The following is a 15,637-nucleotide window of genomic DNA, read 5'->3' on the forward strand; positions in this document are numbered from 1 at the left end:
GGCCCGCCCCCGCAGGCTCAGAGAAGGGCCTCGATCGCCGAGACCACCTCGGGGGAGTCCGGCTCGGTGCGCGGGCGGATGCGCGCCACGACCGCGCCGTCCTTGCCGATCAGGAACTTCTCGAAGTTCCACTGCACGTCGCCGGCCTCGCCGTCCGCGTCCGCCGTCTTGGTGAGCTCGACGTACAGCGGGTGCCGCTGCGCGCCGTTCACCTCCACCTTCTCCAGCATGGGGAAGGTCACGCCGTAGGTCGCCGAGCAGAAGGTCTGGATCTCCTCCGCGTCACCCGGCTCCTGGCCCGCGAACTGGTTGCAGGGCACCCCGAGGACGGTGAAGCCCTGCTCGCCGTACTGCTTCTGCAACTGCTCCAGACCGGCGTACTGCGGGGTGAGACCGCACTTGGACGCCACGTTCACCACCAGGACCGCCTGGCCCCGGTAGGCGGCGAGGGACGTCGGCTCACCGGTCAGTGTGTGCAGCGGGATGTCGTACAGCGATGTCATCTGATCTCCTCCATTGATTACGGCCGTCCCCTGATGGGGGTCGGTTCAGCCGCCCAGCGGCCTGAACAGGCCTTCCTGCACGACCGATACGAGCAGCTGCCCCGACCGGTCGTAGATGCGTCCGCGGGCCAGTCCCCGCCCGCCCGTCGAGATCGGCGACTCCTGGTCGTACAGGAACCACTCGTCCGCACGGAACGGCCGGTGGAACCACATCGCGTGGTCCAGCGACGCCATGTCGTAGCCGCGCTGTCCCCACAGCGGCTCCACCGGGATCCGGACCGCGTCCAGCAGGGTCATGTCGCTGGCGTACGTCAGCGCGCAGGTGTGCACCAGCGGGTCGTCGCCGAGAGGGCCCACCGCGCGCATCCACACCGCGCTGCGCGGATCGGACTCCTTCTCCTTGATCTCCTCCGGCGTCCAGCGCAGCCGGTCGACATAACGGATGTCGAACGGCTGGCGGCGGGCCATCCGCTCCAGCGCCTCGGGCAGCGTTCCGAGGTGCTCGCGGATCTCCGTGGTGACCGTCGGCAGCGTCTCGGGGTCCGGGAAGTCGAGGCGGGGCGGCAGCTGGTGCTCGATGCTGCCCTCCTCCGGCCGGTGGAAGGACGCGGTCAGATTGAAGATCGTCCGGCCCTGCTGGATCGCGGTGACCCGGCGGGTGGTGAACGACCTGCCGTCCCTGACCCGTTCGACCTGATAGACGATCGGCACACCGGGACGGCCCGGCCGCAGGAAGTACGCGTGCAGGGAGTGCACCGGGCGCTCCCCGTCGGTGGTGCGGCCGGCCGCCACCAGAGCCTGGCCGGCGACCTGCCCGCCGAAGACCCTCTGCAGGGACTCGTTCGGGCTCGGACCGCGGAAGATGTTGACCTCGATCTGCTCCAGGTCGAGCAGATCCACCAGGCGCTCCGCCGGGTTCGTCATCGCGTGTTCTCCTGTGTTCCAGTCATGAGCCGCATTCCTGTCGACAGGCGCGTTCTCACAGCTGACCGACGGCGGTCACACGCACGACGGCCTGCGCCTGTTCGTCGGAGGCCGCGAGATCGACCTCCGCGCTGATGCCCCAGTCATGGTCGCCGTTCGGGTCGGCGAAGATCTGCCGGACGCGCCACAGACCGTGCGGCGCGTCCTCCTCGATGATCAGCAGCTTGGGACCGCGGGCGTCCGGGCCGGTGCCCAGCTCCTCGTACTCGTCCCAGTACGCGTCCATCGCCTCCCCCCAGGCGTCCGCGTCCCAGCCGGACTCCGCGTCCAGCTCGCCGAGATCGTTCACCCTGTCCAGCGCGGCCAGCTCCACCCGGCGGAACATCGCGTTGCGCACGAGCACCCGGAAGGCGCGTGCGTTGGCCGTGACCGGCTTGACCTGGTCGGCCCTCTCCTGAGCCTCCTCCGCGGTCTCCACCTCCGGGTTGGCCAGCTGCTCCCACTCGTCCAGCAGGCTGGAGTCGACCTGACGGACCATCTCGCCGAGCCAGGCGATCAGATCCTCCAGGTCCTCGGACTTGAGATCGTCCGGGATGGTGTGCTCCAGCGCCTTGTACGCGCTCGCGAGATAGCGCAGCACGATGCCCTCGGTGCGCGCGAGTTCGTACCAGGAGGTGAACTCCGTGAAGGTCAGCGCCCGTTCGTACATGTCCCGGATCACGGACTTCGGCGAGACCGGGTGGTCACCGACCCACGGGTGCGACTTCTTGTAGACGTTGTACGCGTGCCACAGCAGCTCTTCGAGCGGCTTCGGGTACGAGATGTCCTGGAGCCGCTCCATGCGCTCCTCGTACTCCACGCCGTCGGCCTTCATCTGCCCCACGGCCTCACCGCGCGCCTTGTTCTGCATCGCGGCGAGGATCTGGCGGGGGTCGTCGAGCGTCGACTCGACGACGGAGACCATGTCCAGGGCGTATGACGGCGATTCGGGGTCGAGCAGGTCGAAGGCGGCCAGGGCGAACGTCGACAGCGGCTGGTTCAGCGCGAAGTCCTGCTGGAGGTCGACGGTGAGCCGGATGGTGCGGCCCTCCGCGTCGGGCGTGTCCAGCTGTTCCACCACTCCGCCGTCCAGCAGCGAGCGGTAGATGGCGATGGCCCGGCGGATGTGCCGCAGCTGCGCCTTGCGCGGCTCGTGGTTGTCCTCCAGCAGATGGCGCATCGCCTCGAAGGCGTTCCCCGGCCGGGCGATCACCGAGAGCAGCATGATGTTGGTGACCCGGAAGCGCGAGGTCAGCGGCTCCGGATCGGAGGCGATCAGCTTCTCGAACGTGGTGTCCGACCAGGCGACGAAGCCCTCCGGCGCCTTCTTCCTGACGACCTTGCGGCGCTTCTTCGGGTCGTCGCCCGCCTTCGCCAGTGCCTTCTCGTTCTCGATGACGTGCTCGGGAGCCTGGGCGACGACGAAGCCGGCGGTGTCGAAGCCGGCCCGTCCGGCACGGCCGGCGATCTGGTGGAACTCACGGGCGCGCAGAGTGCGCACCCGGTTGCCGTCGTACTTGGTGAGCGCGGTGAACAGCACGGTGCGGATGGGGACGTTGACGCCCACTCCGAGGGTGTCGGTACCGCAGATGACCTTCAGCAGACCCGCCTGCGCCAGCTTCTCGACCAGCCGGCGGTACTTGGGCAGCATGCCGGCGTGGTGCACTCCGATGCCGTGGCGCACGAAGCGGGAGAGGTTCTGGCCGAACTTGGTGGTGAAGCGGAAGTTGCCGATGAGCTCGGCGATCTTGTCCTTCTCCTCGCGCGTGCACATGTTGATGCTCATCAGCGACTGCGCGCGCTCGACCGCCTGGGCCTGCGTGAAGTGCACGATGTAGACCGGTGCCTGCCGGGTCTCCAGCAGCTCGGTCAGCGTCTCGGTGATCGGCGTCGTCACATACTCGTAGGAGAGCGGGACGGGCCGGGTCGCCGACCGGACGACCGCGGTCGGCCGGCCCGTGCGCCGGGTCAGGTCCTTCTCGAACATCGACACATCGCCGAGCGTGGCCGACATGAGGACGAACTGGGCCTGCGGCAGCTCCAGCAGCGGGATCTGCCACGCCCAGCCGCGGTCCGGCTCGGCGTAGAAGTGGAACTCGTCCATCACGACCTGGCCGATGTCGGCGTGCTTGCCGTCGCGCAGGGCGATGGAGGCGAGCACCTCGGCGGTGCAGCAGATGACGGGGGCGTCGGCGTTGACGGAGGCGTCGCCGGTCAGCATGCCGACGTTCTCCGTGCCGAAGAGCTTGCACAGGTCGAAGAACTTCTCCGAGACCAGCGCTTTGATCGGCGCGGTGTAGAAGGTGACCTGGTCCTTCGCCAGCGCCGTGAAGTGCGCGCCCGCCGCCACGAGGCTCTTGCCCGAGCCGGTCGGGGTCGAAAGGATCACGTTCGCCCCGGAAACCACCTCGATCAGCGCTTCCTCCTGAGCCGGATAGAGCGTGATGCCCTGGCCCTCGGCCCATGAGGTGAAGGCCTCGAAGAGGGCATCGGGGTCGGCATCCGGCGGCAGCTGATCGATAAGGGTCACGCCCCCATCTTGCCTGCCTTCGGTCCCGATGAGGGAACCGGACGGTGGAGGGAAGATCATGAGCGCTACGCTGACTCGTCAACTGGGCTTCACCGCAAGCACCATGAGCTTCAGCACGGGATCGACGGGGGCGGGAACGCACATGATGGGACCGGCGCATTCGCTGTCCGGGGCAGCCGCCTGGCTGGGAGTGGGCGCGGCGACGGCCGCCGCCGGGCACCCGATGCCGTGGCCCGTGCTCGTCGTCGGGGCGCTGATCTGCGCCGGCGCCGCACTGGCTCCCGACCTGGACCACAAGGCGGCGACGATCTCCCGCGCCTTCGGCCCGATATCGCGCGCGCTCTGCGGAATCGTGGACAAGCTGTCGTACGCGATCTACAAGGCGACCAAGAAGCCGGGCGACAAGCGCAGGACCGGCGGCCACCGCACCCTGACGCACACCTGGCTCTGGGCCGTGACGATCGGCGCCGGCACCTCCGCACTGGCGATCGTCGGCGGCCGCTGGGCGGTGCTGGCGATTCTCTTCATCCACCTCGTGCTGGCGGTGGAAGGGCTGCTCTGGCGGGCGGCACGGGTCTCCAGCGACGTCCTGGTGTGGCTGCTCGGCGCGACCAGCGCCTGGATCCTGGCGGGCGTCCTGGACCAGCCGGGCAACGGAGCCGACTGGCTGTTCACGGCGCCCGGCCAGGAGTACCTGTGGCTGGGTCTGCCCGTCGTGCTCGGCGCCCTGGTGCACGACATCGGGGACGCCCTGACCATCTCGGGCTGCCCGATCCTGTGGCCGATCCCCGTGGGCAACAAGCGCTGGTACCCGATCGGCCCGCCGAAGCCGATGCGGTTCCGCGCGGGCAGCTGGGTGGAGCTCAAGGTGCTGATGCCGGTCTTCATGCTGCTCGGGGGAGTGGGCGGCGCCGCGGCGCTCAACTACATCTAGCAGCGCTTACATCCAGGAGCTGTCCGGGCGATCATGTGACTGCCCCGTCCGTGAACGCCGCCCGTGGTCGGCCGACAGCACGTGGGACCAGTGCAGCAGACCAAGGCCTCGGTCGAGGCCGCGGGCGAGATCGACGGGGACATCTCGGTCGGCTCCACCGTCGTGCGGGCGGCACCCCCCACGTCTCTCTGACAGACAGTCATTCCCGGAAGCTCATGGTGCGAGGAGTCCTTGAGCCTCGGCTCTGCCGGCCGTCGCGGCCGACGTACGGGGTCTGGAGACCACGAACAGCCCATGGAAGGGTTGGGCCGCATGATCGACGAATTCGCGAAGGACAACCTGCACGGGAGACTGCGGCGGGACCGCGCGGCGCTGCTCTGGAAACTCGACGGCTTGTCCGAATACGACGCCCGCAGACCTTTGACGGCGACCGGGACCAACCTCCTCGGCCTGGTCAAACACGTGGCCACCGTCGAGGCCAGGTACTTCGGCGAGGTCTTCGACCGCCCTTCCCCGGAATCCCTGTCCCGGTGGCAGGACTCCGACGGCAGCGATCAGTGGGCGACCGAGGACGAGACCCGCGATCAGATCACGGGGTTCTACCGGCGCACGTGGGAACACTCGGACGCGACGATCAACGAGCTTCCCCTCGACGCCCCCGGCCACGTGCCGTGGTGGCCGGAGCCTTACCTCAACACGAACCTGTTCGCCGTCATGGTCCATGTGCTCGGCGAGTCCATCCGGCATGCCGGGCACGCCGACATCCTGCGCGAGGGCCTCGACGGCCGGACCGGGGTGCGCGCCGAGAACGAGCAGAAGATCGACGAGGAAGCCCGTGCGGCCCACTGCGCGAAGATCGAGCAGGCCGCCAGGTCGGCCGCATCGATCAAGGCGAGCGAGCCGAGCTGATCCTCCACGCCCGGGACCGCTTCAGCCTGTTGATCGCTCGCCCGATGGTGTCGCGCTTCTAGTAGCGCTCCTCGTCGAAGCCGGGTGGCCGTCCGCTGCGTGAGCCTTTGCGCAGGCGGACGGCCTGGCTGTCGGTCCTCTCCGGAACCTGTGCCGGATGCCACTGCGCCGCAGGTACTCGCGGCACGGGCGATTGCTGTACCCAGGGAGCGTCGGCAGGCCGGCCGCCCCTTCCCCGCGCGGCAGGCTCAGCCGTGCCAGGAGCGCCACAGGGCCGCGTACGCCCCGTCCGCCGCGACCAGTTCGTCGTGGCTGCCCAGCTCGGTGATCCGGCCGTCCTCGACCACCGCGATCACATCCGCGTCGTGAGCGGTGTGCAGCCGGTGGGCGATCGCCACGACCGTACGGCCGTCCAGCACGCGCGCGAGCGAGCGCTCCAGATGACGGGCCGCACGCGGGTCCAGGAGCGAGGTCGCCTCGTCCAGCACCAGCGTGTGCGGGTCGGCCAGAACCAGCCGGGCCAGCGCGATCTGCTGCGCCTGTGCCGGGGTGAGCGCGAGACCGCCCGAGCCCACCTCCGTGTCCAGGCCCTCGTCCAGCGCCTGCGCCCAGCCGTCCGCGTCCACAGCGCCGAGCGCGGCCCACAGCTCCGCGTCCGCCGCTCCCGTACGGGCCAGCAGAAGATTGTCCCTCAGCGAGCCGACGAAGACATGGTGCTCCTGGTTGACCAGGGCCACATGCTCGCGGATCCGCTCGGCCGGCATCCGGGACAGCTCGGCGTCGCCGAGGGAGACCCGGCCCGCCCGCGGGGCGTAGATGCCCGCCAGCAGCCGGCCCAGCGTCGACTTCCCCGCGCCGGACGGTCCGACCAGCGCCAGCCGGGTGCCGGGCGCGACCGACAGGGACACCTCGTGGAGGACGTCCACACCCTCGCGGTAACCGAAGTGCACCTCGTCAGCACGGACCTCCCGGCCGTCCGGCCGTACCCGTGCGTCGCCGGCGTCCGGCTCGATGTCGCGCACGCCGACGAGCCGGGCGATCGACACCTGGGCGACCTGGAGCTCGTCGTACCAGCGCAGGATCAGATTGACCGGATCGACCATCATCTGCGCCAGCAGGGCACCCGTCGTCAGCTGGCCCACGGAGATCCAGCCCTGGAGGACGAAGACGCCGCCGATCAGCAGCACCGCGCCGAGGATCGTCACATGGGTGACGTTGATGACCGGGAACAGCACCGACCGCAGATAGAGCGTGTAGCGCTCCCAGGCGGTCCACTCCTTGATCCGCTGCTCGGACAGGCAGACCCGGCGGTCCCCGAGCCGGTGGGCCTCCACCGTCCGGCCGGCGTCCACGGTCTCCGCGAGCACCGCGGCGACCGCCGCGTATCCGGCGGCCTCCGAGCGGTAGGCGGAGGGCGCACGCCGGAAGTACCAGCGGCAGCCGATCACCAGGACCGGGAGGGCGACCAGCACGGCCAGCGCCAGCGGCGGCGCGGTCACGGTGAGCGCGCCGATGAGCAGTCCCGCCCAGACCACGCCGATCGCCAGCTGCGGCACCGCCTCACGCATCGCGTTGGCCAGCCGGTCGATGTCAGTGGTGATACGCGACAGCAGATCACCGGTCCCGGCCCGCTCCAGCACGCCCGGCGGCAGACCCACCGACCGTACGAGGAAGTCCTCGCGAAGGTCGGCCAGCATCTCCTCGCCGAGCATGGCGCCGCGCAGCCGCATCAGCCGGGTGAACACGGTCTGCACGACCAGCGCGACCGCGAACAGGGCCGCCGTGCGCTCCAGATGCAGATCGCGCGCTCCGCCGGCGAGGTCCTCGACCAGTCCGCCGAGCAGGTAGGGGCCGACCATCGAGGCGATCACCGCGACGGCGTTGACGGAGACCAGCAGGACGAAGGCCCCGCGATGCCGCCGCAGCAGTTCGCGGACGTAGGTCCGTACCGTCGTCGGGGTACCGACGGGCAGGGTCGCCGTCGACTCCGGGGCCGCCGGATCGTATGCCGGTGGTGCCACGCCGATCACGCCGACTCCTCCATCTCTTCCAGTTCCGCGAGCTCGTCGGCGGCCTGTGTGCCGCCGAGTTGCTCCTCCTCGGTCTCACGGGTCACGACCGCCCGGTACTCGACGCCGTGCAGCAGTTCGCGGTGCGTACCGACGGCCGCGACCTTGCCGTCGTGCACGAACACCACCTGGTCGGCGCGGTCCAGCAGCAGCGGCGACGAGGCGAACACCACCGTGGTGCGGTTGGTCCGCAGCGTGCGGATCCCCTCGGCGATCCGGGCCTCCGTGTGCGAGTCCACGGCGGACGTCGGCTCGTCCAGGACGAGTACCTCGGGGTCGGTGACCAGAGACCTCGCCAGGGCGAGCCGCTGGCGCTGTCCGCCCGAGAGCGACCGGCCGCGTTCGGTGATGCGTGTCTCCATCGGATCGCCGTCGTCCTCCACTGACGCCTGAGCGAGCGCGTCCAGGACATCGGCGCACTGCGCGGCAGCGAGCGCGTCCTCGGCGGCGACCTGACCGGAGGCCGGTACGTCGAGCAGCTCCCGCAGCGTGCCGGAGAGCAGCACCGGGTCCTTGTCCTGGACGAGGACGGCGGTTCGTGAAGCGTCCAGGACCAGTTCGTCCAGCGGCACACCGCCCAGCAGCACGGAGGGCGTGCCGTCCGTGCCGCCGGCCGCGTGGCCGCCGAGCCGTTCCGCCAGCACGCCGGCCGCGTCCGGGTCCCCGCACACCACGGCCGTGAACAGGCCGGTCGGGGCGAGGACGCCGGTCGCCGGGTCGTACAGGTCACCGCTGGGGCTGCCGTACTCCACGCCCGACGGCTCCGACGTACGCCGCAGCGCCAGCACCCGGGCGGCACGCTTCGCGGAAGGCCGCGAGAAGGAGTACGCCATGGCGATCTCCTCGAAGTGCCGCAGCGGGTACATCAGGAGGGTCACCGCGCTGAACGCGGTGACGAGCTCACCCACGCCGATCCGCCCGTCCCGTACCAGCCCCGCCCCGTACCAGACCACCGCGATCAGCAGCAGACCCGGCAGCAGGACCTGGATCGCCGAGATCAGCGCCCACATCCGGGCGCTGCGGACCGCCGCCCTGCGGACCTCCTGGGAGGCCTCCCGGTAGCGGCCGAGGAACAGCTCCTCACCGCCGATCCCGCGCAGGACGCGCAGACCGGCGACGGTGTCCGAGGCCAGCTCGGTGGCCCGGCCGGCCTTCTCGCGCTGGATGTCGGCGCGCCGGGTGGCGCGGGGGAGCAGGGGCAGCACCGCGAGCGCCAGCACCGGGACACCGATGGCGACGATCACGCCGAGCTCCGGCTCATAGAGAAGCAGGCCGACGCAGACCAGGACCACGGTGAGGGCGGCCGCGGCGAAACGGGAGACGGCTTCGACGAACCAGCCGATCTTCTCCACATCGCCGGTGGAGACCGCGACCACTTCGCCGGCCGCGACCCGGCGGGTCAGCGCCGAGCCCAGTTCCGCGGCCTTGCGGGCCAGCAGCTGCTGGACCCGGGCCGCGGCGGTGATCCAGTTGGTGACGGCCGCGCGGTGCAGCATGGTGTCGCCCACCGTGATCGCCACACCGCACAGGACGATCACCGCGCCGGAGAGCGCAAGCCCGCTGCCGGAGCGGTCCACGACCGCCTGCACGGCCCGGCCGACTCCCAGGGGCAGGCCCGCCACACCGCAGAAGTGCAGCAGTCCCCAGGCCAGCGCCTTGAGCTGGCCGTCCAGCTGATTGCGACCCAGCCAGAGCAGGAACCGCGGCCCCGACCTGGCATCCGGCGAGCCGGGGTCGGTGTACGGAAGATCGCGAATCTGCATGACGTCCCAGAGCTCGAAACGGGTGGCGCAAACCGTGCAAGGTTCGCCTTTCGAGGGCCTCTTCCGCAATCGGTTTTTGCGCGTGACAAGGCAGAACGCGCCAATCTCCGGTCCGTGGGCCTGGCGTGCCGAGGCGGTCGCCGGTTCACTCCTGAGGCATGAGACGACAGATCATGTCCATGCTCGCCGGGCTGGTTCTGGTGACCGGAACACTGCTCGGCGCGGGGCCCGCCGCGGCGGCCGCCGAATCGCCGGCCGTCGAACCTCCGGCCGTCGGACCATCGGGTGCCGCACCGCGGGCATCCGAACCGCCGGCGGAGTTCGGCAGCGACTGGCACGACCCCGTCACCGCCGCGCCGCCCGTCACCCGCCCCGGCACCCGGTCCTGCGACGTGACGCTGGCGCAGGCGCAGTTCCGCGACTTCACGCCGTACCGGGGGAGCTACACGCCTCCGAAGGGCTGCGGTGACCGCTGGAGCACGGTGGTGCTGCGGCTCGACGGGAACGTGAAGGGCCGCCAGTACGACCGTCTGGGCCATCTGTCCGTCGGGGGAGTGGAGATCCTGCGCACCTCGACACCGCAGCCCTCGCCCGACGGAATCGCCTGGTCGGTGGAGAAGGACGTCACCCGCTACAGCGAACTGCTGCGCGGCGCCCATCCGGTCGAGATGCTGATCGGCAACGTCGTCGACGAGACGTACACCGGGATCATCGACGTCAAGGTCACGCTCACCTTCTACGCCGCCCACGGCGCGCCCCGGTCCGCCGCCGTCCCCGACCGGGTGCTCGCCCTGAACGGCACGTCCCTCACCACGCCCCGCAACTCCGAACGGATCGTGGCTGAGGTGTACGCCACGGGTTCCGGCGGCGGCTGCGAGGAGTACTGGTACCTCACCGTCCCGGACACGGCCCCGTACTCCTGCAAGGCCGGTGACGGCCCCTACCGCGAAGTGCAGATCCGGGTCGACGGCCGGCTTGCGGGCATCGCCGCGCCCTTCCCGACGGTCTGGACCGGCGGCTGGTCCAACCCCTTTCTCTGGTACGTGATCCCGGGGCCGCGGGCGTTCGACATCAAGCCGGTCCAGTACGACCTCACCCCCTTCGCCGCCCTTCTCAACGACGGCCGGGAGCACCGCGTCGAGGTGTCCGTCGCCGGGGTCCCGCAGGGCCGGCCCGGATGGAGCACCCCCACCAACGTGCTGGTGTGGCAGGACGAGGGCAGCACGGTGGTCACCGGCGGGCTGACCCGCCATCACGAGAGCACCCCGGTCAACTCGGTACGGCACACGCCCGGTCCGGAGCACCGCCTCGACACGAAGGGCAGCCACCGCCTCACCGTGAGCGGGTATCTCGACACCTCGCACGGGCGGGTCACGACCACCGTCAGCCGCGCGGTCGGGAACGTGTCCGTCCACCGCTGGACCGAGGACGAGAAGCTCGACGCGCTCAAGGGGACCTGGACGGACGACGAGACGGTCACGTCCGGCGGGCGGGCCACCGCCACCCACCGCCTCTACACCATGGACGGCACCACCACGCTCGGCGCCGGCGACCGGCTGCGGACCGTGCTCACGCTGGGGGACAGGGCCGACACGGCCGAGGTGCGCGGCGGCCGGCGGCTCGCGTGGTCGCGGCTGGACGACCGGTACACCGGCGACGCTACGTACACGGCCAATGTGCCGCGCGATCAGCGGCACGCGGTGGGCCGCACCGCGGAGCGATACCTGCTGCACGGCCCGGAGGGCTGCTACGACCGGAGCCTGACGACGGTTCAGGGCATGCTCACCGAGGACCGCCGGCGCTGCTGAGCGCCCCCAACTGCCGGGCCCGGCGCCGAGGGTGCCGACGGAGCGCCGGGCCCGGTCGGTGCCGACCGGGCCCCGCGCGGGCCGGCTACGGCTTGTCCGAGTCCACGCCGGACCGTTCCTTGCGCCACTCGCCGCGGGTGAAGTCGGGCATCTCCATCGGCGCGCCCTTCGCCTTCACCGACGCATGGCTGAGCGGGACGGGTGCCGTCCAGGTCGCCGCGTCGTAGACGTCGAAGTCCGGAACCAGCCCGAGCTGCATGCACTGCATCACCCGGAAGATCATGATGTAGTCCATGCCGCCATGGCCGCCCGGCGGGTCGGAGTGCTCCTTCCACAGCCAGTGGTCCCACTGCGTGTATGCCTCGAAATCGCCCCAGGCGTCGTCGGAGTGGTCGGGCTCGATGTAGATGCGCGCGGGGTAGTCCTCGAAGACGCCTTTGGTGCCGCCGAGGCTGTTGATCCGGCTGTAGGGGTGCGGAGTCGACACGTCGTGCTCCAGCCGGATGACCCGCCCCTTCGCGGTGCGGAGCATGCTGATCGTCCGGTCGCTCTCGATGTACGTCTCCTTCCAGCTCGGATCGCCCGGCGGCATGTGCGCCTTGCGGTACTCCGCCAGGCCCAGGGCCGGGGTGCCGAAACTGGAGATGCTCACCACGCGGTCGCCGCGATTGACGTCCAGGTAGTTGGCGACGGGGCCGAAGCCGTGATTGGGGTACAGATCCCCGCGCAGCCGGGTGTGCCACAGCCTGCGCCATGGGCCCTCGTAGTAGTCCGGGTCGAACATCAGACCGCGCAGATCGTGGTTGTACGCCCCTGCCCCGTGCAGGAGTTCACCGAACTTGCCCGCGTGCGCCATCCGCAGCACCCGCATCTCGTTGCGGCCGTAGCAGCAGTTCTCCAGCTGCATACAGTGCCGGCGGGTGCGCTCGGAGAGATCGACCAGCGCCCACAGTTCGTCCAGCCTCATCGCGATCGGACACTCCACGCCGACGTGTTTGCCGTTGAGGAGCGCGGTCTTCGCCATCTCGAAGTGGAGGTCCCACGGCGTCGCGACATAGACGAAGTCGATGTCGCCGCGCTTGCAGAGGTTCTCGTAGTCGTCGTCGCCCTTGGTGTAGACGGCCGGCGCCGCCTGCCCGGCGGCCAAGACCTTGGCGGCGGCGCTCTCGGCCTTGGCCTTCACCGGGTCGCACACGGCCATCACCCGGACGCCGGGGACGGCCAGGAAGAGATCGATCATGCTGCCGCCGCGGTTGCCGAGGCCGATGATGCCGACGCGCACCGTCCCGCGGCGCTCGAAGGGCACCCCGGCCATGGTGCGGCCCTGTCGTGCGGGGGACGGCGCCTGCGGTGCGGTGGCGGATCTCGCGGTCTGGGCGGCGGCCGCGGTGCCGGTCCCCAGGGCGCTGAGGCCGAGTCCCGCTCCCGCCACGCCCGCCGTGGTCCGTAGAACGGAACGACGGCTCATCGAGCCGTCGTCGTCGCCGTCGTCACTACGCTGGTCCGGTATCGCTGCGTCGTTCATCGAGCCTCCACGAAAGCTGGTGCGCGGCCGGGTCATGAACCTCGGCTAGGACCATGGGTGTTGAGGCTGGTGATGAGCAAGAGCCGCGTTTGGACTCTCGGGGGTGAACGCATGGACTCTTCGTCGCGCGGCCCGGCGCAGGTGTCAGCAGCGGACCCCGGGACCGTCGACCAGGGTGGAGAGCAGCCCGCCGAACACCTCACGCTGTTCGGTGGTGAGCGGGGCCAGGATGTCCTCCGCGGCGGCGCGGCGCGCGGCCCGCAGGGCCCGGAGCGTGGCACGGCCGGTGTCGGTGAGCTCGATGCGGATCACCCGGCGGTTGCTGGGGTCGGGGGCGCGGCGGACGCAGCCGCTCGCCTCCAGCCCGTCCACCAGGCTCGTCACGGCCCGCGGGACCACTTCGAGGCGCGACGCGATGTCGGCCATGCGTGGCGGGTCGTCGTAGTGCGCGAGGGTCCGCAGCAGACGGGACTGGGCGGGGGTGATCGCGATGTCGGCCGACTCCAGCTGCCGCTTCTGGCTGCGATGCAGTCTCCGGGTCAGCCGCAGCAGCTGCTCGGCCAGCAGGCCGTCGGGGTCGGGTGTGCTCATACGGGAACAATATCAGGACCAGGCTCATTGTGAATACAGGTAACAGTGAGCTAAGCTCTCAAAATCTCATCCTGTACGTCCGGACTCATCCCGTACGCGCGGTACGTGCGGCCGCACGTACGGTCCGCGCGAAATCCGGAGTCGTCGACCGTCGTCGACCGTTGTCGACGGTCATCGAGCCCGGACATTCCGTCGAAATCCTCGAAGGAGCCCATGCACCCCGAAGCCACCCCGTGGAACGCCCACGCCAAAGAACCGGAACAACCGAGGGCCGAGGTCCGCCGGATCCTCCGGCTCTTCCGCCCCTACCGCGGCCGCCTCGCGATCGTCGGACTGCTCGTCGGCGCCGCGTCGGCCGTCTCCGTCGCCTCGCCCTTCATGCTGCGCGAGATCCTCGACACCGCCATTCCGCAGGGCCGCACCGGCCTGCTCAGCCTGCTCGCCCTCGGCATGATCCTCACCGCGGTGATGACCAGCGTCTTCGGCGTGCTGCAGACACTGATCTCCACCACCGTCGGCCAGCGCGTGATGCACGACCTGCGCACCGCGGTCTACGCCCAGCTCCAGCGGATGCCGCTCGCCTTCTTCACCAGGACGCGCACCGGCGAGGTCCAGTCGCGGATCGCCAACGACATCGGCGGGATGCAGGCGACCGTGACCTCCACCGCCACCTCGCTGGTCTCCAACCTCACGGCCGTCGTCGCCACCGTCGTGGCGATGCTCGCGCTGGACTGGCGGCTGACCGTGGTCTCGCTGCTCCTGCTGCCGCTGTTCGTCTGGATCAGCCGCCGCGTGGGCAACGAACGCAAGCGCATCACCACCCAGCGCCAGAAACAGATGGCGGTGATGGCCGCGACCGTCACCGAGTCGCTCTCGGTCAGCGGCATCCTCCTCGGCCGCACCATGGGCCGGGCCGACTCGCTCACCAAGTCCTTCGCGGAGGAGTCCGAGCGCCTCGTCGACCTCGAAGTGCGCTCCAGCATGGCCGGCCGCTGGCGGATGTCGACCATCGGCATCGTCATGGCCGCGATGCCGGCCCTCATCTACTGGGCCGCCGGGTTCGCCCTCCAGAGCGGCGGGCCCACGATCTCCATCGGCACCCTCGTCGCCTTCGTCTCCCTCCAGCAGGGCCTGTTCCGCCCGGCCGTGAGCCTGCTCTCCACCGGTGTGCAGATGCAGGCGTCCCTCGCGCTCTTCCAGCGCATCTTCGAGTACCTCGACCTGCCCGTGGAGATCACCGAACCGGAGAAGCCGGTGCGGCTCGACACGATCCGTGGCGAAGTCCGCTTCGAGGACATCGACTTCGCCTACGACGACACGCAGACCGAGCTCACGATCGACGGCGTCGATGTGACCGTGCCGGCCGGAGGGCGGCTGGCCGTCGTCGGACCCACCGGCTCCGGCAAGTCCACCCTGAGCTATCTCGTGCCCCGGCTGTACGACGTCACCGGAGGCAGAGTCACGATCGACGGAGTCGACGTACGCGACCTGGACTTCGACACCCTCGCGCGCGCCGTCGGAGTGGTCTCCCAGGAGACCTATCTCTTCCATGCCTCCGTGGCCGAGAATCTGCGCTTCGCCAAGCCGGACGCCACGGACGCGGAGATCGAGGCGGCCGCCCGGGCCGCACAGATCCACGACCACATCGCCTCCCTGCCCGATGGGTACGACACCCTGGTCGGCGAGCGGGGATACCGGTTCTCCGGCGGCGAGAAGCAGCGCCTCGCCATCGCCCGCACCATCCTGCGCGACCCGCCCGTGCTCATCCTCGACGAGGCGACCAGCGCACTGGACACCCGCACCGAGTACGCGGTGCAGGAGGCCATCGACGCGCTGTCCGCCGGCCGCACGACCATCACCATCGCGCACCGCCTCTCCACCGTCCGGGACGCGGACGAGATCGTCGTCCTCGAAGCGGGACGCGTCGCCGAGCGCGGCAGCCACGACAAGCTGCTCGCTCTGGACGGCCGCTATGCCGCATTGGTGCGCAGGGACGCGCAGTTGACCGTCCCCGTCATCGCCCCCTGAGTGACGCGGGGTCC

General features: G+C 70.2%; 11 protein-coding genes. 4 read left to right on the forward strand and 7 right to left on the reverse strand.

The window, feature by feature from the left end:
• Positions 1-17 precede the first annotated feature (17 nt).
• The 3 genes from RPQ07_RS31950 to RPQ07_RS31960 are packed head-to-tail and all read right to left on the reverse strand — an operon-like array spanning position 18 to position 4,056.
• Positions 18-503, reverse strand: a complete 486-nt coding sequence (locus RPQ07_RS31950; protein WP_313947690.1) for a glutathione peroxidase — start codon at positions 501-503, stop codon at positions 18-20.
• Positions 504-548: 45 nt separating this feature from the next.
• Positions 549-1,427 (reverse strand): acyl-CoA thioesterase II, encoded by an 879-nt coding sequence (locus RPQ07_RS31955; protein WP_313947691.1) that lies wholly within the window; start codon positions 1,425-1,427, stop codon positions 549-551.
• A 55-nt stretch (positions 1,428-1,482) separates the two neighbouring features.
• A complete protein-coding gene (locus RPQ07_RS31960; RefSeq protein WP_313947692.1) occupies positions 1,483-4,056 on the reverse strand; it encodes a DEAD/DEAH box helicase in 2,574 nt (857 codons plus the stop codon).
• Positions 4,057-4,138: 82 nt separating this feature from the next.
• On the opposite strand from RPQ07_RS31960, the gene RPQ07_RS31965 reads away from it, so the two are divergent.
• Positions 4,139-4,930: a metal-dependent hydrolase gene (locus RPQ07_RS31965; protein ID WP_313949105.1), complete on the forward strand. Its 792-nt coding sequence runs from the start codon at positions 4,139-4,141 to the stop codon at positions 4,928-4,930.
• A gap of 312 nt (positions 4,931-5,242) precedes the next feature.
• Positions 5,243-5,839 (forward strand): DinB family protein, encoded by a 597-nt coding sequence (locus RPQ07_RS31970; RefSeq protein WP_313947693.1) that lies wholly within the window; start codon positions 5,243-5,245, stop codon positions 5,837-5,839.
• 248 nt (positions 5,840-6,087) lie between these two features.
• Here RPQ07_RS31970 and RPQ07_RS31975 read toward each other — a convergent pair whose 3' ends face one another.
• Both RPQ07_RS31975 and RPQ07_RS31980 read right to left on the reverse strand, forming a co-directional pair.
• On the reverse strand, positions 6,088-7,869 hold the full coding sequence (locus RPQ07_RS31975) for an ABC transporter ATP-binding protein (protein WP_313947694.1): 1,782 nt from the start codon (positions 7,867-7,869) through the stop codon (positions 6,088-6,090).
• Positions 7,866-9,671, reverse strand: coding sequence for an ABC transporter ATP-binding protein (locus tag RPQ07_RS31980; protein WP_313947695.1), 1,806 nt, complete (start codon positions 9,669-9,671; stop codon positions 7,866-7,868). Before RPQ07_RS31980 ends, RPQ07_RS31975 begins: the two co-directional genes overlap by 4 nt.
• 158 nt (positions 9,672-9,829) lie before the next feature.
• Here RPQ07_RS31980 and RPQ07_RS31985 point away from each other — a divergent pair, with 158 nt between their 5' ends.
• On the forward strand, positions 9,830-11,479 hold the full coding sequence (locus tag RPQ07_RS31985) for a peptide-N4-asparagine amidase (RefSeq protein WP_313947696.1): 1,650 nt from the start codon (positions 9,830-9,832) through the stop codon (positions 11,477-11,479).
• An 85-nt stretch (positions 11,480-11,564) separates the two neighbouring features.
• On the opposite strand, the gene RPQ07_RS31990 is transcribed toward RPQ07_RS31985, so the two are convergent.
• Positions 11,565-13,004 carry a Gfo/Idh/MocA family protein gene (locus tag RPQ07_RS31990; RefSeq protein WP_313947697.1) on the reverse strand — a complete coding sequence of 480 codons (1,440 nt, stop codon included), beginning with the start codon at positions 13,002-13,004 and terminating at the stop codon, positions 11,565-11,567.
• Positions 13,005-13,148: 144 nt separating this feature from the next.
• On the reverse strand, positions 13,149-13,595 hold the full coding sequence (locus RPQ07_RS31995) for a MarR family winged helix-turn-helix transcriptional regulator (protein WP_313947698.1): 447 nt from the start codon (positions 13,593-13,595) through the stop codon (positions 13,149-13,151).
• Between the two features lie 213 nt (positions 13,596-13,808).
• Between RPQ07_RS31995 and RPQ07_RS32000 the strand changes: the two genes are divergently transcribed.
• A complete protein-coding gene (locus RPQ07_RS32000) occupies positions 13,809-15,623 on the forward strand; it encodes an ABC transporter ATP-binding protein (protein ID WP_313947699.1) in 1,815 nt (604 codons plus the stop codon).
• Positions 15,624-15,637 lie beyond the last annotated feature (14 nt).

This window comes from Streptomyces sp. AM8-1-1 (genome assembly GCF_032229325.1).
Classification (GTDB): Bacteria; Actinomycetota; Actinomycetes; order Streptomycetales; family Streptomycetaceae; genus Streptomyces; species Streptomyces achmelvichensis.

Bases quoted from the DNA above. Each gene is read 5' to 3' on its own strand.
- RPQ07_RS31950 (WP_313947690.1), bottom strand. From the start codon at position 503: ATGACATCGCTGTACGACATCCCGCTGCACACACTGACCGGTGAGCCG.
- RPQ07_RS31955 (WP_313947691.1), bottom strand. From the start codon at position 1,427: ATGACGAACCCGGCGGAGCGCCTGGTGGATCTGCTCGACCTGGAGCAG.
- RPQ07_RS31960 (WP_313947692.1), bottom strand. From the start codon at position 4,056: ATGATCTTCCCTCCACCGTCCGGTTCCCTCATCGGGACCGAAGGCAGG.
- RPQ07_RS31965 (WP_313949105.1), top strand. From the start codon at position 4,139: ATGATGGGACCGGCGCATTCGCTGTCCGGGGCAGCCGCCTGGCTGGGA.
- RPQ07_RS31970 (WP_313947693.1), top strand. From the start codon at position 5,243: ATGATCGACGAATTCGCGAAGGACAACCTGCACGGGAGACTGCGGCGG.
- RPQ07_RS31980 (WP_313947695.1), bottom strand. From the start codon at position 9,671: ATGCAGATTCGCGATCTTCCGTACACCGACCCCGGCTCGCCGGATGCC.
- RPQ07_RS31985 (WP_313947696.1), top strand. From the start codon at position 9,830: ATGAGACGACAGATCATGTCCATGCTCGCCGGGCTGGTTCTGGTGACC.
- RPQ07_RS31990 (WP_313947697.1), bottom strand. From the start codon at position 13,004: ATGAACGACGCAGCGATACCGGACCAGCGTAGTGACGACGGCGACGAC.
- RPQ07_RS31995 (WP_313947698.1), bottom strand. From the start codon at position 13,595: ATGAGCACACCCGACCCCGACGGCCTGCTGGCCGAGCAGCTGCTGCGG.
- RPQ07_RS32000 (WP_313947699.1), top strand. From the start codon at position 13,809: ATGCACCCCGAAGCCACCCCGTGGAACGCCCACGCCAAAGAACCGGAA.